General features: G+C 35.2%; 21 protein-coding genes. 9 read left to right on the top strand and 12 right to left on the bottom strand.

Annotated elements, in window-relative coordinates; genetic code table 11:
- The first annotated feature begins 51 nt into the window (after nt 1-51).
- From QMN76_RS02065 to QMN76_RS02035, 7 genes are all read left to right on the top strand, one after another.
- Complete coding sequence (locus QMN76_RS02065; RefSeq protein WP_282065664.1) at nt 52-1419, top strand: L-serine ammonia-lyase; 1368 nt, start codon at nt 52-54, stop codon at nt 1417-1419.
- Between the two features lie 166 nt (nt 1420-1585).
- Nucleotides 1586-2032 (top strand): cyanase, encoded by a 447-nt coding sequence (gene cynS / locus QMN76_RS02060; protein WP_034336894.1) that lies wholly within the window; start codon nt 1586-1588, stop codon nt 2030-2032.
- Between the two features lie 361 nt (nt 2033-2393).
- Nucleotides 2394-3425: a hemin-degrading factor gene (locus QMN76_RS02055; RefSeq protein ID WP_282065662.1), complete on the top strand. Its 1032-nt coding sequence runs from the start codon at nt 2394-2396 to the stop codon at nt 3423-3425.
- Nucleotides 3422-4258 (top strand): heme/hemin ABC transporter substrate-binding protein, encoded by an 837-nt coding sequence (locus QMN76_RS02050; RefSeq protein WP_282065660.1) that lies wholly within the window; start codon nt 3422-3424, stop codon nt 4256-4258. Before QMN76_RS02055 ends, QMN76_RS02050 begins: the two co-directional genes overlap by 4 nt.
- On the top strand, nt 4251-5249 hold the full coding sequence (locus QMN76_RS02045) for a FecCD family ABC transporter permease (RefSeq protein WP_282065658.1): 999 nt from the start codon (nt 4251-4253) through the stop codon (nt 5247-5249). The genes QMN76_RS02050 and QMN76_RS02045 overlap by 8 nt, the downstream gene beginning before the upstream one ends.
- Nucleotides 5246-6028 carry a heme ABC transporter ATP-binding protein gene (locus tag QMN76_RS02040; RefSeq protein ID WP_282065656.1) on the top strand — a complete coding sequence of 261 codons (783 nt, stop codon included), beginning with the start codon at nt 5246-5248 and terminating at the stop codon, nt 6026-6028. The genes QMN76_RS02045 and QMN76_RS02040 overlap by 4 nt, the downstream gene beginning before the upstream one ends.
- Nucleotides 6029-6176: 148 nt before the next feature.
- Nucleotides 6177-7448, top strand: a complete 1272-nt coding sequence (locus QMN76_RS02035) for an aromatic amino acid transport family protein (RefSeq protein ID WP_282022988.1) — start codon at nt 6177-6179, stop codon at nt 7446-7448.
- Between the two features lie 167 nt (nt 7449-7615).
- Here QMN76_RS02035 and QMN76_RS02030 read toward each other — a convergent pair whose 3' ends face one another.
- Together QMN76_RS02030 and QMN76_RS02025 are read right to left on the bottom strand one after the other, a co-directional pair.
- Nucleotides 7616-9007 carry a sugar porter family MFS transporter gene (locus tag QMN76_RS02030; protein WP_034336904.1) on the bottom strand — a complete coding sequence of 464 codons (1392 nt, stop codon included), beginning with the start codon at nt 9005-9007 and terminating at the stop codon, nt 7616-7618.
- Between the two features lie 142 nt (nt 9008-9149).
- Nucleotides 9150-9989, bottom strand: a complete 840-nt coding sequence (locus QMN76_RS02025; RefSeq protein WP_034336906.1) for an undecaprenyl-diphosphate phosphatase — start codon at nt 9987-9989, stop codon at nt 9150-9152.
- Nucleotides 9990-10168: 179 nt separating this feature from the next.
- On the opposite strand from QMN76_RS02025, the gene QMN76_RS02020 reads away from it, so the two are divergent.
- Together QMN76_RS02020 and QMN76_RS02015 are read left to right on the top strand one after the other, a co-directional pair.
- Nucleotides 10169-10627 carry an MlaD family protein gene (locus tag QMN76_RS02020; RefSeq protein ID WP_034336909.1) on the top strand — a complete coding sequence of 153 codons (459 nt, stop codon included), beginning with the start codon at nt 10169-10171 and terminating at the stop codon, nt 10625-10627.
- A gap of 172 nt (nt 10628-10799) precedes the next feature.
- Nucleotides 10800-11009 (top strand): hypothetical protein, encoded by a 210-nt coding sequence (locus QMN76_RS02015; RefSeq protein WP_282022989.1) that lies wholly within the window; start codon nt 10800-10802, stop codon nt 11007-11009.
- Between the two features lie 41 nt (nt 11010-11050).
- Here QMN76_RS02015 and surE read toward each other — a convergent pair whose 3' ends face one another.
- The 10 genes from surE to mutM form a co-directional block, all read right to left on the bottom strand.
- On the bottom strand, nt 11051-11812 hold the full coding sequence (gene surE / locus QMN76_RS02010) for a 5'/3'-nucleotidase SurE (RefSeq protein ID WP_282065651.1): 762 nt from the start codon (nt 11810-11812) through the stop codon (nt 11051-11053).
- 150 nt (nt 11813-11962) lie between these two features.
- Nucleotides 11963-12922, bottom strand: coding sequence for a thiamine-phosphate kinase (thiL, locus tag QMN76_RS02005; protein ID WP_282065650.1), 960 nt, complete (start codon nt 12920-12922; stop codon nt 11963-11965).
- 7 nt (nt 12923-12929) lie between these two features.
- Nucleotides 12930-13436: a transcription antitermination factor NusB gene (nusB, locus tag QMN76_RS02000; RefSeq protein ID WP_282022992.1), complete on the bottom strand. Its 507-nt coding sequence runs from the start codon at nt 13434-13436 to the stop codon at nt 12930-12932.
- A 41-nt stretch (nt 13437-13477) separates the two neighbouring features.
- Complete coding sequence (nrdR, locus tag QMN76_RS01995) at nt 13478-13936, bottom strand: transcriptional regulator NrdR (RefSeq protein ID WP_282022993.1); 459 nt, start codon at nt 13934-13936, stop codon at nt 13478-13480.
- 130 nt (nt 13937-14066) lie between these two features.
- Complete coding sequence (gene gyrB, locus QMN76_RS01990) at nt 14067-16514, bottom strand: DNA topoisomerase (ATP-hydrolyzing) subunit B (protein ID WP_282022994.1); 2448 nt, start codon at nt 16512-16514, stop codon at nt 14067-14069.
- Nucleotides 16515-16619: 105 nt separating this feature from the next.
- Nucleotides 16620-17726 (bottom strand): DNA replication/repair protein RecF, encoded by a 1107-nt coding sequence (gene recF, locus QMN76_RS01985; RefSeq protein WP_282065648.1) that lies wholly within the window; start codon nt 17724-17726, stop codon nt 16620-16622.
- Nucleotides 17727-17757: 31 nt separating this feature from the next.
- Nucleotides 17758-18885, bottom strand: a complete 1128-nt coding sequence (gene dnaN / locus QMN76_RS01980) for a DNA polymerase III subunit beta (RefSeq protein WP_034336931.1) — start codon at nt 18883-18885, stop codon at nt 17758-17760.
- 96 nt (nt 18886-18981) lie between these two features.
- Nucleotides 18982-20481: a chromosomal replication initiator protein DnaA gene (dnaA, locus tag QMN76_RS01975; protein WP_282022997.1), complete on the bottom strand. Its 1500-nt coding sequence runs from the start codon at nt 20479-20481 to the stop codon at nt 18982-18984.
- 217 nt (nt 20482-20698) lie between these two features.
- On the bottom strand, nt 20699-20968 hold the full coding sequence (rpsT, locus tag QMN76_RS01970; protein ID WP_034336935.1) for a 30S ribosomal protein S20: 270 nt from the start codon (nt 20966-20968) through the stop codon (nt 20699-20701).
- A 112-nt stretch (nt 20969-21080) separates the two neighbouring features.
- Nucleotides 21081-21929: a bifunctional DNA-formamidopyrimidine glycosylase/DNA-(apurinic or apyrimidinic site) lyase gene (gene mutM, locus QMN76_RS01965; RefSeq protein ID WP_034336938.1), complete on the bottom strand. Its 849-nt coding sequence runs from the start codon at nt 21927-21929 to the stop codon at nt 21081-21083.
- Nucleotides 21930-21938: the final 9 nt, after the last annotated feature.

The following is a 21938-nucleotide window of genomic DNA, read 5'->3' as shown; positions in this document are numbered from 1 at the left end:
TATTTAAAAAATAAAATATTATTTTGTTTGCTAAAGTTGAAGGAAAATAAAATGAAAAGTGTTGTTGATATTTATAAGATCGGTATTGGGCCTTCTAGTTCGCATACAGTAGGCCCTATGATAGCAGCCAAACGTTTTATTGATTCTGTAATACAGCTTAATTTAATGAATAAAATAACAAGAATGAAAGTCGATTTGTATGGTTCACTCTCCTTAACAGGCAAAGGACATAAAACTGATATTGCTGTTATATTAGGATTGATGGGCGAGGAACCTGATAAAGTTGATATCGATCAAATTGAAATATATATTAATATAATCAAAAGTACACAAAAGCTTTCTATTTATCAGGGTAAATATGTAATCCCTTTTTCAATAGAAAATGATCTTATTTTCAACGAGCAATTTTTACCCTTACATGAAAATGCACTGACCATAACGGCTTTCAATAAACAAGAAATTCTTGAGCAACAAACATATTATTCTGTCGGAGGGGGAAGAATTGTTTCAGAGCAAGAATTCCATCATCCTGTTATTGATAATATGAATGTTCCATACCCTATAGATTCTGCTAAAACTTTACTCGGATATTGTGAAGAGCTTTCTTTGCCAATCTCAACAATTGTTATGAAAAATGAACTTGCTTATCGGAACAAAGAAGAAATTGAAAGCTATTTTGTTGGTGTTGGTAAGGTAATGCATAAAGCAATTGAACGCGGTCAAAAAACGGATGGATTATTGCCTGGGCCGATTAAAATATCTCGTCGCGCACCGTTGTTAAATCGTATTTTAATGGCACAAAATAAATGGTCAAATGATCTTATGGTTGGTTTAGATTGGATTAATATGTTTGCCTTGGCAGTCAGTGAAGAAAATGCTGCGGGTGGACGTGTGGTTACTGCGCCAACCAATGGAGCCTGTGGGATTATTCCTGCGGTATTAGAATATTATGATCGATTTGTTGAACCTTTAACGGATGAGATGTATGTTCGCTTTTTTTTAACCTCTGGTGTGATTGGAGGGTTATATCAACAAAATGCTTCTATCTCTGGGGCAGAGGTTGGTTGCCAAGGCGAGGTCGGGGTTGCTTGCTCTATGGCAGCGGCCGGATTAACAGAACTGATTGGGGGCAGTGCAGTTCAAGTTTGTATTGCTGCTGAAATCGCGATGGAACATCATTTGGGGTTAACATGTGATCCTGTTGCTGGACTGGTACAAGTCCCATGTATCGAAAGAAATGCTATTCCTGCTGTTAAGGCTGTTAATTCTGCCAGAATGGCAATGCGACGGACAACACACCCAGCCGTATCATTGGATAACATTATTGAAACGATGTATCAAACTGGTAAAGATATGAATGCCAAATATCGAGAAACCTCACAGGGTGGATTAGCAGTGACATTGGCTCCCTGTAATTAAAATCATAATAATTTTATTAGTATATTTGACTGGTTTATGTTCTACTTTAGATGATGCAAATATAGCCAATGTATCTATATCAATAAGTTGTTTTTTTTTATATTATAAAAAAAATCTAATAAAAAGACCATAAATCATTTAACAAATCAGTAATATGGAAAATATGATGAGTAGTAGATTAGAAGTTACTGAAAAGATTATTACGAGTAAAGTAACACAAGGTCTAAAATGGACTGATATTGCCAAGAAGGTTGGTCGTAGCAAAGAGTGGGTTACGGCTGCATGTTTAGGCCAAATGACTTGTAATGAAAAGCAAGCTTCTGTTCTTGCAGATATTTTTAAATTAACTGAAGAAGAAAAAAAATGGTTGATGGTGGTTCCTTATAGAGGAAGTTTACCCACCATCATTCCTACAGATCCAACAATTTATCGTTTTTATGAATTGGTCAGCGTTTATGGCACGACTTTTAAAGAGCTGATACATGAAGAATTTGGTGATGGGATTATGAGCGCAATAGATTTTAAAATGGATTTAAAACGTGAAAATGATCCTAATGGCGATCGAGTAAATATTGTGATGAGCGGTAAATTTTTGCCTTATAAAGAATTCTAAGCCTCAATATAAACTGTTGAGAGATTTGGCTGAATCATATTTTTATGGTTCAGTTTTTTTTTTGTTTAAAATAAATATTAACAGTTAAATATAATTAACGTATGAATGTTGATCAAATTATAATTATTCCAAGAGAGTATAATTATACAAAATACATCATCATTTTTTAATTAAGAAATAAAGTTGATAGTAAAACGAGCATCCGTAGAAAACCATAAATATTGATATGAGAGTTTAAATAGTTTGATTTAGAATATGATGTTAATAATTAATATCATTTGATATTGATAATCGTTCTTAGTTATGCTTATATAGGCCAAATTGAATATGAAACCTTATTACTGCATAGAGATAATTCATTATGAACGCATACTATCAACGTTATTTAACCTTAAAAGCCGAACATACGAATAAATTCGCACGTGACCTTGCTACAATGATAGGCATCAGTGAGGCAGAGCTTTGTTATGCACGTATTGGTGCTGATGTAAAACCGTTTAGCACAGATTTTGCTGCTTTGTTAAAAGAGTTACATAAAGTCGGTGAAACCATGAATATTGTTCGTAATGAATATGCCGTTCATGAACAAGCTGGGCAATATGACAATGTAAAATTGGGAAATCATGGTGGGCTCGTTTTAAACCCACGTGCTTTGGATCAACGTCTTTTTGTCAGTAAATGGGTCAGTTCTTTTTATATCAAAGAAATGACAAAGCGAGGTGAAAAAGAAAGCATTCAGATTTTTGATGCTTATGGTGATGCCATTCTAAAAATTTATATGACCGATAATACAAATCGTCAGGAATGGGATGCTTTGGTTGCACAATTTGTAATGGAATCTTTGGATCAGTTCTTAGTTTCCCCACACGAGCATATTTCTGAAAACCTTCTATTTGATGCCAAGAAAATAGAAGAAGAATGGCGTGCGATGACAGACGTTCATCAGTTCTTTAACTTGTTAAATCGTCATAATGTCACCCGTCAACAAGCGTTTTCATCAGTCAGTGATACGCTAGCATGCCAAGTGGATAATAGTGCTTTATCAGAGATCCTTAATTTAGCTTTGAATGATGGTAATGAAATCATGATTTTCATTGGCAATCGTGGTTGTGTGCAAATCTTTACGGGTGTAATTGAAAAATTAATGCCGAAAGATAATTGGTTAAATATTTTTAATCCTAAATTCACGATGCATTTGATGGAAGATCAAATTGCAGAAACATGGGTTACGCGTAAACCAACCAAAGAAGGATATGTGACCAGCCTTGAACTATTTGCCAAAGATGGCACGCAAATTGCTCAGCTTTATGGACAAAGAACAGAAGGCGATTTAGAACAAGAAACTTGGCGTAATCAAATTGATGCGGTTGCTTTGAAAGCCAAAGTAGCATGAGACTTTCTTATTTATTTTATGCAACTCTATCGTTGGTGATGACATCTTTTTCAATACAAGCCAAAGAGCGTGTCATTTCTATTGGAGGTGATGTCACAGAGATTATATACGCTTTGGGCGCACAAGATGAACTGATTGGACGTGATACTACCAGTAATCAACCTAGTGCAGTAAAAGATATCAAAGATATCGGATATATGCGTCAATTGAATACAGAAGGTATTTTGTCGCTTAAACCAACGATGATTATTACCAGCGATTTGGCTCAACCTTCTGCAGTTCTAGAGCAAATTAAAAAAGTCGGTATTCCTGTGATATATGTTTCTGGAAAACACTCCTTGGAGGTTATTCCTAAAAAAATTAATGTGATTTCTACGGCGTTGCATCGTGAAAAAGAAGCCAAACCATTGCTTGCAAAGGTGGAAAAAACTATTGAATCTATGCCCAAGAAGCAATTACCCTTACGCGTAATTTATATTATGGCACATACTGGAATTAATAACTTGGTTGCTGGGCGAGATACAGCAGCGGACGCTGCTATTCATGATGCAGGGTTGCAAAATGGGATGGGAAGTTCTTTGCATTATCAACCGATGTCTCAGGAAGGTATCATTGCAGCAGCTCCTGATATTATCATCACCGATAGTGATGCGATTAAAACCATTGGTGGGGCAGATAATCTATGGAAGTTACCTGGAATTGCTTTAACTCCTGCAGCCAAGAATCGCAATTTAATTATTATTGATCAAATGGCATTACTTGGGTTTGGATTACGCACCCCTCAAGCGGTCAAAGATTTACGAATGAAGGCTGAAGCAGACGCTCATGGATAAACGATATTTTGTTTATCTGATGGTTCTATTATTGCTTTTAATCGGAGCAATAATAGGAGCAGCCAATATTGGTCCTGTACATCTTTCTTGGTCTTCTTTGTTTAATTTTGATCCTGAAGATATAGATCATCGTATTTGGATGAATATCCGTCTTCCTCGTATTTTATTAGCAGTGATTATTGGGGTTGCTTTGTCAATATCGGGAACAGTGATGCAGGGATTATTTCGTAATCCTCTGGCTGATCCTGGTTTGCTCGGGATTAGCAGTGGGGCTGGATTTGCTGTTGCTGTGGCATTGGTAATTCCAATGGCACTACCTCATTTTTTAACATTGTGGTTACCTGTAATTGCTGCATTTGTTGGCAGTTTATTGGTTACGATACTTATTTTTCAACTTAGTAATTTAACCAAAGGCAATCTTTCCAGTTTGTTACTCATTGGTATAGCTATTAATGCCTTGGGCGGCGCAGCTGTAGGAATTTTATCCTGGGTAAGCAATGATCAACAACTTCGTCAACTTTCCTTGTGGGGTATGGGAAGTTTGGGGCAAACAGAGTGGTCATTAATTTTTATTACACTTATTTTAATTATTCCAACTGTAATTATTATTCAATTCTATGCCCAGCGTCTGAATTTGTTACAACTAGGCGAAGAAGATGCACATTATTTGGGCCTTAATGTTCATAAAACACAAAAACAATTATTAATACTCAGTGCTTTATTGGTTGGAACGGCTGTTTCAGTGAGTGGGATTATTGGTTTTTTGGGTTTAGTAATTCCCAATGCTATGCGTTTAATCTTTGGAAATAATCATAAAATTTTGCTTCCGGCCTCGGCGTTAAGTGGAGCACTTTTATTACTCGTTGCTGATACCTTGGCTCGAACAATGGTACAGCCTGCTGAAATGCCTGTTGGCTTATTAACGAGTCTTTTGGGAGGACCATGGTTCTTTTGGTTAATTTTGAAAGAACAATGGAGACGTAGAGCATGATAAAGCACACTTTACATGGAAAAAATATTCACCTTGTTAAAAACAATCATAAGATTTTGTTTGATGTGTCTATTACCTTAACTCAAGGGGAATTAATTACCCTAATTGGTCCCAATGGTGCGGGGAAATCTTCTTTATTCAAAGTGTTGACGGGATATTATCCTTCAACGCAAGGAGAATGCTTTTTAAAAGGTAAACCTCTACACTTATGGCGTAAAAAAGATCTTGCTAAAGAACGTGCCGTGATGAAACAGCAGAGTATTATTCCGTTTTCACTTTCTGCACTGGATATTATCAAGTTAGGTCGATCTCCATGGGAAGAACCCATGAATAAAAATATCCTTGATCATGTTATTGAAATTACCCAATCCGTTCCACTAGTGCATAAAGATTATGCGTTTCTTTCTGGAGGTGAGCAACAACGTATTCAGCTTGCAAGGGCGTTAATTCAGTTATGGAGAGAAGAGGGGCCATCAGGTTGGTTATTTTTAGATGAGCCTACCTCAGCACTCGATTTATATCATCAGCAACAAATGCTTCGTTTATTACGTAGTCTTGTTAAAAAATATTCTTTATCGGTTTGTATGGTGTTACATGATTTAAACCTTGCATCGCTCTGGTCAGATCAAATTTATTTACTTAATAAAGGTTCCATTGTTGCAAGTGGCAGTGTTACAGATGTCATTACCGAAGAAATTTTAATTAAATGGTATGGCGCAGATCTGAAAATTATTAAACATCAAGAGTATGAAAAACCTTATGTGATGCTTTGTCCTTGATATACCTGTCATAATTATATGCCGTTGATAGATTATTTACTTATATTTCATTTAAATAGTTTTAATTCGATTTAATTTGAAATAATATTACAACGCGTTTTTTACAAACAAAATTTTATTTTATCATTAACAAAGTGACTATTTTAATATGGGACAAGATAATTCTGGCGAAATGCCAAAGTGGGGATCCTCTGATACCGTTTGGATGCTCAGTCTTTATGGTACAGCAATCGGCGCAGGTGTATTATTTTTGCCAATTAATGCTGCATCAGGAGGAATTATTCCCTTACTAGTATTGACCATACTTGCTTTTCCTATGACTTATTTATCACATAGGGCTTTATGTCGGTTTATTTTGGTTGGCAAAGGTGCTGATATCACAGTTGTAGTAGAGGAGCAGTTTGGTAAATATCTGGGATACCTCATCACCGTACTTTATTGTTTTGCTTTATATCCTATTTTGTTAATGTACAGTGTCAGCTTAACCAATACGATTGAAAGTTTTATTCAAAACCAGCTTCACATGATCCCACCATCCAGAGCACTTATAGCCTTTATTTTGGTTGGTTTTTTAATGATGATTGTGCAATGCGGTAAAATGCTAATCGTGAATATCATGTCAACATTAGTTTATCCTTTTATTGCTATCCTCATGATTATTTCTGTATGTCTTATTCCTCAGTGGACGGGTGAAATTTTTAAAAGTGTCAGCCTTTCTGGCGCCGTGCATCAAGGTGGCAATGGACTGTTATTGACATTATGGTTGTTAATTCCTGTTACTGTTTTTTCATTTAATCATTTTCCTATTATTTCATCTTTGGCTGTTGCAAAAACAGAAGAATATGGTGATAAAGCAGAAAAGAAATGTTCTAGTATTATTAAATACAGTAATATTTTAATGGTAGTAACAGTTTTATTTTTTGTGTTTAGCTGTTCTTTATGCCTTACTCCAGAAAATCTGCATGAAGCAAAAATACAAAATGTTTCAATTTTGTCTTATCTAGCCAATCATTTTCATACACCATTCCTTAGCTGGGTAGCCCCAATAGTAGCCTTTGTTGCTATGTGCAAATCATTTTTAGGGCATTATTTAGGTGCAAAAGAAGGAATTCATGGGGTTGTTATCAAAAGTTTTAAATTTGCAAATATAGATGTAAAACAAGATAAATTCTTACAAATTTTTACAACGATTTTTATTTTTATTACAGCATGGCTGGTTTCAATATATAACCCTAATGTTTTAACTTTAATTGAATCCATCAGTGGCCCAGTATTTGCTATATTTCTTTTTTTAATGCCAATGTATGCTATTCATACTATTCCAGCACTGGCTAAATATAGAGGAAAAAAAAGCAATATATTTATAACAATTATTGGGTGTATAGCTGTATCTGCTGCAATTTATCAATTTTTTGTATGAGATTTTAGGTTATTATTTCGTTAACTATATTCTTAATATAATCAAAAAGTTTGATGTATGATGTAAAGAAATTATATAAAAAAATGATATTGATTGTAAAATCAACAATATTTACTAAAAAAGCCAACCTAAAATTATTTCAGGTTGGCTTTTTTTAATACTAGGGGCTAACGTCCAATTTTACGAAGTGGTTTGCCTGCCATAAGATTTTCTTCAATCTTCTCTAAGCTTACCTTAGATGTTTCTGGAATAAACCAGAAGGTAACAGCAATAAAGATGACGTTTAATATAGCGTAAAGAAGAAATGTATGTGATGAGCCAAGGTTATTGTTCAAGGTCAAGAAAGTATAACCAACAACAAAATTAGCTAACCAATTGGTTACCGTAGAAGCAGCAACACCGAAATCTCTTCCTTGTAATGGTTGAATTTCAGAACATATTGTCCAAACCAATGGGCCTGCAGACATCGCAAAACCAACAATAAAGAAAAGCAACATAGCAACACAGAAAAGCTGCATTGTAGGATCAGCAATATTTCCATTTCTCATTAAGAAACTAATGACACCTAACCCTACTGCCATAACAGCAAAACCAGCATATAAAGTAGGTTTACGACCAAGTTTATCACAAGTACCAATGGCAATAAAGGTTGCAGCAACATTGACTAAACCAACCAAAGCAGTAAACCATAAGGTAGCACTGCCTTGATATCCCATATCAGAAAAGATACGAGGAGCATAATACATAACTACATTCATACCTGTAAATTGTTGAACAATTTGCAAGGTAATACCAAGCCCAACAGAACGTCGAAAATTACGATTAGACATAAATAAACTAAAGCCTTTTTTAGGGCTTTTAATTTGCTCTTCAATCTCTTCTACTTCTTTTTGAGCGATATGTTCATTACCACCACGTAAGCTTAGCAAAATATCATAAGCCTCTTGTCTGCGATTGCGCATAACAAGCCATCTTGGGCTGTCTGGTAAAGAGAATAATCCAATTAGGAATAGAATAGCAGGTACAGCAATAATACCTAACATCCAACGCCAAGCACTATAATATCCTAAAATAGTATCAGATATAAATGCCAGTAAAATTCCAACAGTAACCATTAATTGGTAAGTTGAAATCATCGAACCACGTTTTTCTTCTGGTGCAATTTCTGCGATATACAAAGGAGCTGTCGTACTGGCAATACCAATCGCAAGTCCAAGAATAAATCGCCAAATAGCCAAATCAATAATGCCTTGGGCTAATGCACATCCAATCGCAGAAACGATAAAGATCAAAGCACTTAGGATCAGACAGCGATTACGTCCAAACTTGGCAGATGCCCATCCGCATCCCAAAGCGCCAATCGCAGCACCAAACATCATGCTGCTGACGATGGTTTCAATATCGTGATCTGATGCAGAAAATTCATGTTTAATAAAAGCATTGGCACCTGACATTACACCAATATCAAGACCAAACATAAGCCCTGCAAGTGAGGCTAAGAATCCAACCATCATAATATTATAGGTGGATGTTGTTTTTGTAGGCGTATTATTTTTCATAATATACTCACCGTATTTTGTTATAAATTGAGTATATGGCATTAAAAAAAAATTAAACGATAAAAAAATAAAAGCTTTTATTTTAATTTAAACCGTTGCTAAAGAGCTTCGTTTTATTGTAAACGAAGCCTTTATTCAGGGGCTAGATTAAAAAAATAAGTAGGCTGATACTGCCTAAAGCGATACAATAAAAACTAAATGGCGTTAAAGCCAATTTTTCATGATTATGAAAATATTTCATTATTAAAGTAGTGCTGATTAAAGCTGTTACTCCACCAACTATCGTTGCGATAAATATCGTCCCAAAATTTTCAATTGGAATATTATGTTTATAAATTTTCCATGTTTGATGAATGGTCGCTGCGAAAATAATAGGTAATGCTAGCAAAAAAGAAAAACGAGCAGCATTTTCGTAGGATAATTTGTGTATTACACCACCAACTATGGTTGCACCAGATCGTGATAAGCCAGGAAAAAAGGCTAGGCATTGGAAACAACCAATGATTAAAGCATCTTTGGGGGTTAAGTCTGCGATAGCAATGATTGAGTTTTGATTTTTTTTTCTGAGTTTTTCAGCAGCAAAAAGCATTAATCCGTTACAGATTAAAAAAATTGATACCATTTCAGGTGTTGAGAAAAGCCCTCGAATAAAGCTCTCTAATATAGAACCAATTATTATGGCGGGTAATGTTGCAATAACAAGTAGTAAGACAACATAAATACTTTGCTCACGTATTGCGGGTCCCTCTTTTCCCATAACACCTCTGGTTAAAGCCTGCCAATCCTTCCAAAAGAATATGAGTAACGCAAACATTGTACCAAAATGTAACATCACGATAAAAGGTAAAAATGTTTGATCTTGAGGATTGATAAGCCATCCCAGCAAAGCTGGAATCACGACAGCATGTCCCAAACTACTGACAGGGAAGAGCTCTGTTGCACCTTGTAAAATTGCAATAAAAATAGCCTGAAGGAATGACATAAATACCCATCCGTATTGTATATATTTTTTATTTTTGTATTTTGAGACGAAATATTCTAAAAGAAAATCTTATAGGATAAGATAAAACTATATCGTATTTCATCTTATATGAATATAATCTTAATTACTGAACGACAATTTAAATTTAAATTGATTTATAGATATACGAGGATTACAGAGTGAAAAACATTAAAGTAAGCGCATATATAGCAAGTGGATTGGTATTAGTGGTTGCTATTGGTTTTTACTCTTATTCAAGAATGACAATGTTTGGTATTAAAGGAGATAAATACCCTTTGACTGCTCAATTTTACTCTGCCAATACACTTGAACCTGGTGGAAGTGTTATCCTTTCAGGTGTGCCAGTTGGGGTAGTACGTTCGGTTCAACTAAATAAAAAAACATTTATGGCCGATGTAAAACTAGAGATCAATAAAACCATTCATCTTCCTGATGATAGCAGCTTTAGTATAGGTTCTTTAGGGATGACAGATAGTGGCTCTATAATGGTTCATCCTGGAAAATCAAAGGAATATTTAAAACCTGACAGTTTTGTTACTAATACCCAACCATATACTAGTATTGAACAGCAAATCAGTAATTATATTTTTGGTGGTGGAAATTTATCTGCCAAATAATGCAAGATGCAATTAAACGCTTATGTAAAAACTTAAAATTATCTTTTGCTCTGATAATATTCAAGATTGGGAGTACGGGTTACCCAATGAGTTTCGAACACAAAAATGGCTTTCAAAATATATAATCGTTTCTTTAGGCATTAATTCTTTTGATCCAAGGCGACATATATTGATGAATTTAATGTTAGATATCATCAACGACTATCTATGGAATGGTATAGAAGTAAACATACCAATTATTCAGGAAGTCTTAGATTTATTAAGAAAAAAGACTGAACATCAACATCTGCTTGAATATTTGTCTATTTGGGATGAGGTTCAATCGGTAAACCTTTTTTCAATTTCAAGGTTTACCCGTCAAATTTCCTTGGGCAAGGATTGAATGAGAAAGAGAAATATTATTTTTCCCTTATTATCAAATCATTAAGATTTCATTTTTTGTAAAAGGTCATTATTCGTACGGTCAAAGGAGAGGGGAGTAATAGAAATGGATTTATTATTAACCACTTGAGTTTCAGTAAGCTCTATATCTTCTTTGATAGGACGATCAAAGTTAAGCCAATAATATGGTGTTTTACGCATATCTGTTTTTTTTACAATAGAAATATCATCAATATAACCAATACCTTGTGTGGTAAATTCAATAGATTTCACTTCATCATAGGGACAATCTGGAAAATTTATATTTAAACAGGTTCTTGGATGTTGCCAAGAAAGAGTTGAAAGCTTTTCCATGACTTTGGGGCCATAATGATAGGCTGTTTCCCAATAAATATCATGCCCATCTCTGAAGCTTTGACTAAATGCAATAGAGGGAATATTTAATAAACATCCTGTCATAGCAGCACCCACAGTGCCAGAAAAGAGTGTTTCTATACCCAAATTACAGCCACGGTTAACACCTGATAAAATTACATCGGGTAGTTGCGGCATAATTTGTCTCAGTCCCATAACAACGCAATCTCCTGGAGTTCCAGTTACAGCATAATGCTTATCACTTTTTTCAAAAGCACGAAGGGGATTATGTATTGAAATAGATTGAGAAGTTCCACTTTGATCTTGTTCAGGGGCTACAACCCAGACTTCCTTGGCAATCTTAGAGGCTATATTTTCAAGAATTTTTATTCCAGGTGCTTCTATGCCATCATCATTGGTTAAAAGTACGCGATCATAAAGATAAGTCATAAAATTTCCCTTTGAATATAAAATAAATTTGAAAGTTTAGGTTAACATAGATTTCTGAAGTTTGTTAAGGATATAGGTGTAATTTTTGAATTATAATAAAAAACGTATAATATATATTATGCCAACTCAATTTATTAAAAATATATCAACTTAAATATGACTCCATCCTGTATTTTTAAAATTCATTGTAATCTTATTGCTATCATAACAAATCACAGAACCTTGTTGGTCTGTGCAATAACCAATTTTAGTTAAAGGAATATTTGCTTTATGACTTTGAGTAATTGCTTGTTGTTCTTTATCTTGTGGTATGGTTAACAAAAGTTCATAATCATCACCACCAGTTAAGCAAGTTTCTAAATATGAATTACCTAGTATCTTAGCTTGTTTAGATAATGGTATTTGATCAGCGTATATAATGGCTCCAACTTGACTTTCACGAGTTAAATGGCCTAAATCTTGTATTAAACCATCAGAAATATCCATTCCTGCCGATGCAATATCCACAAGATTTAATCCTAGTCTTGGTTGGGGTAAATGATAACGCTGCGTTAAAAAACCATCCACATCATTTACTTCATTTTTTAGAGCCAAAAGCCCCAGAGCTGCATCGCCGATTGTTCCTGTAACCCAAATACCATCTCCAACTTGGGCATTATTCCTTCTTAAGGATTTGTTTTTTAATGTTTTTCCAATAGCGGTGAGAGAGAAAAACATGTTATGAGGGTTACTTGTGGTATCCCCACCTAATAAGGAAATATGAAATAACTCCTGATCTCTTTGTAAACCACTGGTGAATTGCTCAAACCACGTAGCGTTAAAGCAATGTTTAGGCAAAGACACAGTTAAAAGATATCCGACAGGTTCTGCCCCCATTCCCGCCAAGTCTGATAAATTACAACGCAGCAATTTTTGTGCGATTAAATCAACAGCATCACTGGAAAAAAAATGTACATTTTCAACCATAGCATCTGCTGTTAATACCAGCTCATATTCAGGTTCTACAGACAATATAGCAGCATCATCTGTTAGTCCTAAAGCACCCTTTCCTGCCAATTTTTTTATATATTGGTGAATGAATTGAAATTCAGGAGCAAGAAAGTTTTGCATAGAAACCTTATGTTTGATCAGCAGAAGATGCGCTTTCAGGACGTAATTGACGACTTATATTATCTAAAATTCCATTGATTAAAGATGATTCATCTCCCTCACAAAAAGCATGAGTTACATCAATATATTCATTAATAACCACTTTGGTAGGTGGATCTTTGGCATCATTGAGTAACTCTGTAATTGCAGCTCTTAAAATTGCTCTCACAACAGGATCAAGTCGATGTAAAGGCCAATCTTTGGGTAATGTTTTGATTAAAATAACATCAATTTCAGAGTGTTGATGCACAAATTGTTGAATTATATTTTTAAACAAATTTACATTAGGGATATAGGCCTTGCCATCATTATATATTTCTTCATTACATTGAGGATCAATACGGTGCAATAAAAACTGTTCTATAATTAAATTCGCTGCTTTTTCAGTCCCTTGCTCCCATTGAAACAAGGCTTGAACAATAGCAATTCGAGTTAAAGTTCTTGGTCGTTGAGTAATTTGAGTATTAGTATTCATTGTTAACCTAAAGTGAAATTCTTTATTTTAGAGTAAAACTTTTATATATCGTGATGTTCCATAGTTTGCAAAATTTCTGCAAAATCTTTAACATTTTTAAAATCAGAATAAACGCTGGCAAAGCGAACATATGCAACTTTATCGATATCTTTTAAAATTTCCATAGTGGCTCTACCAATTGATTCAGAGGAAATCAAGTTTTCACCTAAATCAATAAATTGCTTTTCAAGCTTGTTGGCAATCTGATCAATTGATTCAGCAGATATTGGTCGTTTACGTGTTGCCAGATCAATAGAACGGATCAGCTTTTCTTTTTCGAAAGGAACGCGCTGTCCACTGCGTTTTAAAACCATAATTTCACGTGTTTGAACACGTTCCAGCGTGGTAAAACGCTCATTACATTTCGTGCAAACACGTCTTCTGCGAATAGCCGTTCCATCTTCTGTGGAACGGCTATCTTTTACCATGGTATCTTCGTTTCCACAAAAGGGACAAAACATCAGACAATTTAACCTTTATACATAAATTCATTGGTATGAAATAAATTGTAAAGTAATATTTCTTTTTAAAAGATGCTACATAAAAATAATGCCTTTCTTTAGTAATGAGTATTATTTTTATGATGAAAATCTAAATATCTAAATTTGCTACTTTTAACGCATTATTAACAATAAATTCTTTTCTTGGTTCTACGACATCGCCCATTAATGTGGTGAATACTTGATCAGCCTCTTCTGTTTCTCCGACTCTTACTTGTAATAAAGTTCTGGTTGCTGGGTCTAAAGTCGTGCTCCATAATTGGTCATCATTCATTTCACCTAAGCCTTTAAAGCGGTTAATAGTTAAGCCTTTTTTCCCGTAATTGAATAATTTTTCATATACGCCACTTGGACCACTGATTTTTTCTTCTTTATTATCAATACTCAAAACTGCACTTTCATAGAAATCACGAGTCATTGCATCTTGATGAGTATTGATCCAATGAATATTACGCCCTTTTAAAATAGAGGCTGGAATAAAATAATTTTCACCAACACCTCTAACTGTGCGATTTATGCCTATTCCTGTATCATCATTTGTGACTTTCCAAGTTTGCTCATTAGGCAAAGATAATGCGTTTAATCTATTTTGAAAATCCTCTAAATGAGGCTGTGCCATAACAGGATCAGCATGTAAAAATTTACTAATAACTGCTTGTTCTAAAATCCATAAAGGTGCATGTTTTTCCAAAGACTGAAGTTTTTGTGTAATTTTTGCATATTCAAGAACTTCGGTTGTTAAACTATCACCAGAAAGACTGTTACCATTTGAAAAAGTTAGAATAGCATTTTGTATGGCTTTACCCAGTAAATAGGTTTCTAATGCTTCATCATTTTTCAGATAGCGTTCATCATTTCCTCTTTTCGCACGATACAAAGGTGGTTGAGCAATATAGATATAGCCTTTTTCAATAAGCTCGGGCATTTGGCGGAAAAAGAACGTCAATAATAAGGTTCGAATATGAGATCCATCAACGTCAGCATCTGTCATAATAACGATTTTATGATACCTTAGTTTTTCAATAGAAAAACCACCTTGTTCAACTTCACCACGACCTATGCCTGTTCCCAAAGCCGTAATTAAAGTACCAATTTCGGCAGAATTCAGCATTCTATCAAAACGTGCCCGTTCCACATTTAGGATTTTACCTTTTAAAGGTAATATAGCTTGAAAACGACGATCCCTACCCTGCTTTGCTGTACCGCCTGCAGAATCTCCCTCTACAATAAAGATTTCAGATTTTGATGGGTCTCTTTGTTGGCAATCAGCAAGTTTTCCAGGCAAAGAAGAAATATCTAATATGCCTTTACGTCTTGTTAATTCGCGTGCTTTACGCGCGGCTTCTCTGGCAGAAGCAGCATCAAGTGCTTTAGCAATAATAATTTTTGCTTCTTTGGGATGAGTTTCAAACCAATGCCCCAAAGCATCTGATATACAGCTTTGCACAACTGGTTGTACTTCTGAAGAAACCAGCTTATCTTTGGTTTGTGATGAGAATTTGGGATCAGGTACTTTCACAGAAAGAATAGCTGTCAAGCCTTCTCTCATATCATCACCAGTCAACGCTAAAGTTTCTTTTTTATTCATAACGCCTTCGGCGTATTTCGTTACAACACGAGTTAGAGCTTGTCTAAATCCAGCAAGGTGCGTTCCCCCATCTTTTTGAGGAATATTGTTGGTGAAACAAATAACATGTTCGTTGTAACTGTCATTCCAAACCAAAGAGCATTCAACTTTAATATTACTTTTTTCATGATATACATCGCCATTAATCGGTTCAATAAGATTGTTTTTGGCTCTTGTCATCCATTTAACAAATTCCTCTAATCCACCTTCATAATGGAATTGTTCTGTTGTTACCTCTTCTTCGCGTTTATCGGTAACAGTAATTTTTAATCCTGAATTTAAGAATGCTAACTCACGAAGACGTCGAATTAATATTCCGATTTCAAATGTAATATGGGTAAAAATTTCGTCACTGGCTTTAAAGGTAACTTCGGTGCCAGTAGGTTCATCACTGGGGCCAATTTCTTTTAAAGGACAAGTCGTATCCCCATTTTCAAAACGAATAAAATGCTCTTTGCCATTACGCCAAATACGGACTTCCATCCATTCAGATAAAGCATTTACAACAGCAGCACCAACACCGTGTAATCCACCAGAAACTTTATAAGAATTTTGGTTAAATTTACCCCCAGCATGCAGTTTTGTTAATACAACCTCAGCCGCACTGACCCCTTCTTCGTGATGAATATCAGTAGGGATACCACGTCCATTATCTCTGACCGTAACACTGCCATCCGTATTAAGGGTTAATGTACATTGATCTGCATATCCTGCTTGGGCTTCATCAACAGCATTATCAATAATTTCAAACACCATATGGTGCAAGCCAGACCCGTCATCCGTATCACCAATATACATACCAGGTCTTTTTTTGACGGCTTCCAGTCCTCTTAAAACAGAAATAGAAGATGCGCCATATTCATCATTGGTATCTGTAGATGAATCTGTAGAAGGGTTTTGTGGGGTGACCATAATCGATAAGGCTCCGAAATAACGAGATAGCTATCTTTTTTATAAAATAGACAAAGTGAGAAAATTAAGAAAATCATAGCAGATTTTCTATAAAAAAGAAAAGATTTACACGATTTCCCCCTGAATTATTTGTAAAAATTCAGCCTTTTTCGTGCATTGTTTAAAAGAAGAATGATCTGTTCCTGTCATCATGGTGAAACTGTCAAGATTTAACAATGTCGAAAGCAACGTTTGACGATGAATCTCATCTAAATGAACCAAAGGTTCATCTAATAACAATAACGGTAGACTGATATTTTGACTTTTAATTAACTCGGTCAACTTGAGTATTATCCCAATTAATAATGCTTTTTGTTGACCCGTACTTGCCATACCAGCTGGTGTTTGTGATTTTTTTTCTATAAATATTACATCAGAACGATGAATACCAAAGCGTGTAGATCTGCTTTGAGCATCAGGGTGCCGATCTTTTTTCCATTGTTGACGAAGGAAGTCCTCAACCACAATAGCTGGTTCTTGCATTAAACGATCAGCAATAGGACATTGTAGCTTAAGGATGGCTTCGGGAAACACGCCATTAATAATTCTTAATTGATTCATTTGATGAATGAAAGTGTTTCGGGTTGCAGTGATAGCTACTGCATGTCTAGCCATTGATTCTTCAATAGCGTTCAACCAATTGGGATCATAATTATTATTTGCCAGAAGTTTATTGCGTTGGCTCATAGATTTTTCATATGCAAAGACTTCTTTGGTATGAAAATTTTCCATTGTAATAATTAATCGATCCAGAAAACGTCTGCGCCCTCCTGCACTCTGAGAAAATAACTGATCCATTTGTGGCGTTAACCAAACAGCAGATAAATACTGTGATATTTCATGCTGACTGCGCACTGGTGTTTCATTTAGGCGAAATTGTTTTTTGTTATTGTTAGGAAAACACCCTGTACCAATTTCGAAATTATTGATAAGAGGGTGCGAAAATTGTCCAACAACTCCCCACCCTAAGTGTTGACGATCAGATTTGACAAGATCTTCAACACGACTTTTTCTTAATCCTCTTCCAGGAACCAGAAGAGATAAAGCCTCCAGCAAATTTGTTTTACCACTACCATTTGCTCCATAAACAACTATTTTTTGAGCAGAGGGTGACCAAACCAACCGATCGTAATTACGAAAATTAGTCAAGGTAAGACGAAGTAAAGAAGTCATCCCTAACTTTACAGAGCACAAAAATTAAACATTAAACTCGCATTGGCATTAGAACATATAAAGCAGACATATCATCAACATCACGCACAATAGTCGGTGCTGAATTATCAGCCAATACAAACTCTACTTGACTGTCAATTTGATCAGTAATGTCATTTAGATAACGTGCTTGAAATCCAATTTCAAGTGGGCCGCCGTCATATTGTACTTGCGTTTCGTCAAGTTCTTCTTTGGCATTGCCCTGATCAACACTGCTGGCTGATAAAATCAGAGAGTTGTTATCTAATGATAATTTAACTGGCTTTGAACGTTCCATACTGATAGCAGCAACACGAGCAACAGCTGTCGCAAAATCTTGTTTTCCAACACGTAATATCTTGGTATTGTTTTTAGGAATTACGCGTTCATATTCTGGAAACGTACCATCAATTAATTTAGACGTTAATGTAATATATCCAAATTTAAATTGAATACGAGTATCAGAAACAGATAATGAGATCTCATCATTTGCTTCTTCAAGCAATTTATAAGCCTCATATACAGTTTTACGAGGAATAATAATTCCTGGAATATTTTCAGAACCCTCTGGCATTACGCTTTCTACTCTAGCAAGTCGATGACCATCGGTTGCAACCGCACAAAGTTTTTTATTTCCTTCACTCGTTTCCATAATATGTAAATAAATACCATTAAGGTAATAACGAGTTTCTTCGGTAGAAATAGCAAAACGCGTTTGCTCAATCAGTTTTTTCAATGTTTCAGTTGGAATATTAAACTGATGTGGAAAATCCCCAGATGTCATAGATGGAAATTCATCGACATTTAAAACATTTAAACTTGTTGCATACTTTCCTGCACGAAGGGATAAAGGCATGTCATCATTCGTATGTGTTAATTCAATTTGTGCAGTATCTGGCAGTTTACGAACAATTTCATATAGAACTGATGCTGGTGCTGTAACAGCACCATTTTCCAATGATTCGGCTGGAATGGTTTCGACAATCGCAATTTCCATATCAGTTGCGGTTAATGTCATCATTCCGTCTTGCACTTCGATTAAAACATTGGCAAGAATGGGAATAGTGTTACGTTTTTCTGCAACACTTTGAATATGTGCCAGGGCTTTAAGTAAAATAGTGCGATCAACTTTCAGCTTCATCAACTATGACCTATTCTGTAATATGTAAACATTTATATATGCTATGAATCTTTATTTAGTAACAGAATATTAGGCTTTTTTCTACAAAAAAATGAATCAGCTTTCCAACATTCTGCGTAAAAGCTCGACATCCTCAGCAAAAGCACTGTCTTTTTCAATTAGTTCAGAAATACGGCTAATTGCATGCATCACAGTCGTGTGATCTCTGTTACCAAATTTACGACCAATTTCGGGTAAAGAACGGCTGGTTAGTTGTTTGGCTAAATACATAGCAATTTGTCTGGGTCTAGCAACGGCTCTGGCTCGACGAGCAGAAGTCATATCTGTTTGGCGAATATTACAATGTTCTGAAACTTTTCTTTGAATTTCCTCAATTGTAACTCGTCGTTCATGAGATTTCAAAATATCATGTAGAACTTCTTGAGTAGCTTCCAAAGTAATAGGGCGACCAAATAAGTTCGCATGTGCGATTAATCGATTTAAAGCGCCTTCAAGTTCTCTGACATTCGTTGTTATTTTGTGAGCTAAAAATTCCAAAACTTTCGGAGAGATAACAACTTTTGCCGAAGCAGCTTTGGCTTCAAGAATAGAAATGCGCAGCTCATAAGTCGTTGCATGGATGTCTGCTACCATACCACATCCTAAACGGGTGCGTAAACGATCTTCTAAACCTGAAAGATCCGACGGTGATTTATCCGCAGAAACAATAATCTGTCTTCCCGCATCAATCAATGCGTTGAATGTATGAAAGAATTCTTCTTGTGTATTATCTTTGCCAATAAGAAACTGTAAATCATCAATCATCAATACATCAACAGAGCGTAACTCTTCTTTAAATTCAATGGTAGATTGGGAACGAATAGAAGCAATAAAACGATACATAAATTTTTCTGCAGACATATAAGATACAGAAATATTACCTGCTTGGGCCAGTTCGAACCCTATTGCATGCATGAGATGTGTTTTACCTAAACCAACACCACCATATAAAAATAATGGGTTAAATCCAGGACTAGAAGGGCGTTCTGCTACACGCCTTGAACATGCATAAGCAAATTCATTAGGTTTGCCAACAATAAAATTATCAAAGGTAAATCGTGGGTCAAGTTGTGTTTGTAAAGGAAGTTTACTGCCCTCATCTTCTTTATTATCTGTAATTGGAACAGATCTTTCTTGAATAGGTTGAGTGCTATCTTTGTTTGTTCTATTTGACGGCGAGGCTATATGATTTTCTTGAGTAACTTCCGTTTTAGTAGGGCTATCTTCCGAATTTGCTGATGGAATGGTTAAAGCCAACTCTACACGACGAATCTGAGAAAGCTCGCTGTTCCAGAGTTGATTTAATTTACTATTATATTGTGATCTTACCCAGTCCCGCAAAAATCGCGTAGGTAAATAAAGAGTTAATTCGTCCTCTTCTATTCCACCTAGAGTAATTTGTTGAAGCCATGTACGATATTCAACTTCACCCACTTCGATTTTCAAGCGAGAGCAAATACGATCCCAATGAATTTCTAAAATGCTTTTCAAGGTTTCTGGATCTGCATCTTTTAAGGAGAGCGTAAATTCGTTAGATTCTTCGGTAAAATCAGACATTGGCGATTGGGGCTCGGCTCTTAGGTTAAATAACGAGTGATATGTATAAAGGATACACTGCTTCATATGTTTTATAAAGCATCAAATATTTTTATTATTATAGACAAAAAAAATCCGATGAATGAAAACATTCGTCGGTTTTTTAATAGTTTTATAGATAAATAAACAAAAGGTAAAATATCTTTTGTTTATTTATTATTTTACTTTTAACACAAGATTAAGCAGATACAATGCTTTTAATTCTGTGAGATAGACGAGAAATCTTACGTGCCACAGTATTTTTGTGTGCAACACCTTTCCCGCATGCTCTTTGCATTTCTGGCTGTGCATTACGAAGAGCTACGACTGCTTCTTCTTTGTTACCAGAAGAAATAGCTTCTTCTACTTTTTTAACAAACGTACGTACTCTTGATCTGCGAGCTTTGTTTCTCTCGGTACGTTTTAACGTTTGACGTATACGCTTACGCGCAGATGCGATATTCGCCATGGATTTCCTGTTTACTTCTTCTTATAAAAACAAACTAATATCAATAAGATGATATACTAATTAAAACCAGATTTTTAATCTTTTATTTAAGCCCCGTCAAGGGAAATATCTTTTATTTTTGACAATTATCACAATAAAAGCTGGATCTTCCGCCTTGAGTTATCCGTTTTATTCCTATTTTCTTTCCTTTTGTCAAACAATTTATGCATAAATCATGTTCTTTACCATAAACTTTCCATTGCATTTGAAAATATCCTTTTTTGCCATCCGAATGAACATAGTCACGTATACTCGACCCTCCAGCTTCGATGGCTTGGGTTAATATTTCTTGAATTCTTTTAACGATTTTAATAATTTCAGAATGCTTTAACGTTTTAGACTCTCTTAATGGTGAAATCCCAGCAAGAAACAATGCTTCACATACATATATATTTCCTAGGCCTGAAATTATATGCTGGTCTAATAAAGTCAGCTTAATAGGTTGTTTCTTATTCGCTAAATATTTTTGCAAATGTATGATCAGAGTTTGTTGATAAGCATTATCCCCCAAAGGTTCTGGCCCCATACGCCTTAATAAAGGATGGATTTGTGCACTTGGATATAAATCTATTACTCCAAAACGCCGAGGATCAATATAACTTAATCTTTGCCCCTCTTGGGTAATTAGGGTCATATGCTCGTGCTTTTGTATGGTGGAATTGATAATTTCAGGGCTAATAATTATTTTTCCTGACATACCCAAATGAAATAAAATAGTTTGTTGGTTATTTAGCCCGATTAAGATATATTTACCTCGTCTGGCAAAGTTGATCATCTTGGCATGTGTTAAATCGGACTCTATTCGTCTTGGAATGACTTGACGTAGCGTATCACGATGACATTTTACAGATAAAACGGTCTGATTCTTTAGACTATTTTCTAGTCCTCGTTTAATCGTTTCGACTTCTGGTAATTCTGGCATAGGTTTTTC

This window comes from Commensalibacter papalotli (ex Botero et al. 2024) (genome assembly GCF_947179115.1).
Lineage (GTDB): Bacteria > Pseudomonadota > Alphaproteobacteria > Acetobacterales > Acetobacteraceae > Commensalibacter > Commensalibacter papalotli.
Note: the sequence above shows the minus strand (reverse complement) of the source record. Positions and strands in the feature narration are given on the sequence as shown.

What these genes read in the sequence shown, in the direction of transcription:
- QMN76_RS02030 (WP_034336904.1), bottom strand. Translation starts at nt 9,007, where the DNA reads ATGAAAAATAATACGCCTACAAAAACAACATCCACCTATAATATTATG.
- QMN76_RS02065 (WP_282065664.1), top strand. Translation starts at nt 52, where the DNA reads ATGAAAAGTGTTGTTGATATTTATAAGATCGGTATTGGGCCTTCTAGT.
- dnaA (WP_282022997.1), bottom strand. Translation starts at nt 20,481, where the DNA reads ATGTCTGATTTTACCGAAGAATCTAACGAATTTACGCTCTCCTTAAAA.
- thiL (WP_282065650.1), bottom strand. Translation starts at nt 12,922, where the DNA reads ATGCAAAACTTTCTTGCTCCTGAATTTCAATTCATTCACCAATATATA.
- gyrB (WP_282022994.1), bottom strand. Translation starts at nt 16,514, where the DNA reads ATGGTCACCCCACAAAACCCTTCTACAGATTCATCTACAGATACCAAT.
- QMN76_RS02015 (WP_282022989.1), top strand. Translation starts at nt 10,800, where the DNA reads ATGAATTTAATGTTAGATATCATCAACGACTATCTATGGAATGGTATA.
- QMN76_RS02025 (WP_034336906.1), bottom strand. Translation starts at nt 9,989, where the DNA reads ATGTCATTCCTTCAGGCTATTTTTATTGCAATTTTACAAGGTGCAACA.
- nrdR (WP_282022993.1), bottom strand. Translation starts at nt 13,936, where the DNA reads ATGTTTTGTCCCTTTTGTGGAAACGAAGATACCATGGTAAAAGATAGC.
- QMN76_RS02055 (WP_282065662.1), top strand. Translation starts at nt 2,394, where the DNA reads ATGAACGCATACTATCAACGTTATTTAACCTTAAAAGCCGAACATACG.
- QMN76_RS02040 (WP_282065656.1), top strand. Translation starts at nt 5,246, where the DNA reads ATGATAAAGCACACTTTACATGGAAAAAATATTCACCTTGTTAAAAAC.
- QMN76_RS02050 (WP_282065660.1), top strand. Translation starts at nt 3,422, where the DNA reads ATGAGACTTTCTTATTTATTTTATGCAACTCTATCGTTGGTGATGACA.
- QMN76_RS02035 (WP_282022988.1), top strand. Translation starts at nt 6,177, where the DNA reads ATGGGACAAGATAATTCTGGCGAAATGCCAAAGTGGGGATCCTCTGAT.
- rpsT (WP_034336935.1), bottom strand. Translation starts at nt 20,968, where the DNA reads ATGGCGAATATCGCATCTGCGCGTAAGCGTATACGTCAAACGTTAAAA.
- mutM (WP_034336938.1), bottom strand. Translation starts at nt 21,929, where the DNA reads ATGCCAGAATTACCAGAAGTCGAAACGATTAAACGAGGACTAGAAAAT.
- cynS (WP_034336894.1), top strand. Translation starts at nt 1,586, where the DNA reads ATGAGTAGTAGATTAGAAGTTACTGAAAAGATTATTACGAGTAAAGTA.
- surE (WP_282065651.1), bottom strand. Translation starts at nt 11,812, where the DNA reads ATGACTTATCTTTATGATCGCGTACTTTTAACCAATGATGATGGCATA.
- nusB (WP_282022992.1), bottom strand. Translation starts at nt 13,436, where the DNA reads ATGAATACTAATACTCAAATTACTCAACGACCAAGAACTTTAACTCGA.
- recF (WP_282065648.1), bottom strand. Translation starts at nt 17,726, where the DNA reads ATGACTTCTTTACTTCGTCTTACCTTGACTAATTTTCGTAATTACGAT.
- dnaN (WP_034336931.1), bottom strand. Translation starts at nt 18,885, where the DNA reads ATGAAGCTGAAAGTTGATCGCACTATTTTACTTAAAGCCCTGGCACAT.
- QMN76_RS02045 (WP_282065658.1), top strand. Translation starts at nt 4,251, where the DNA reads ATGGATAAACGATATTTTGTTTATCTGATGGTTCTATTATTGCTTTTA.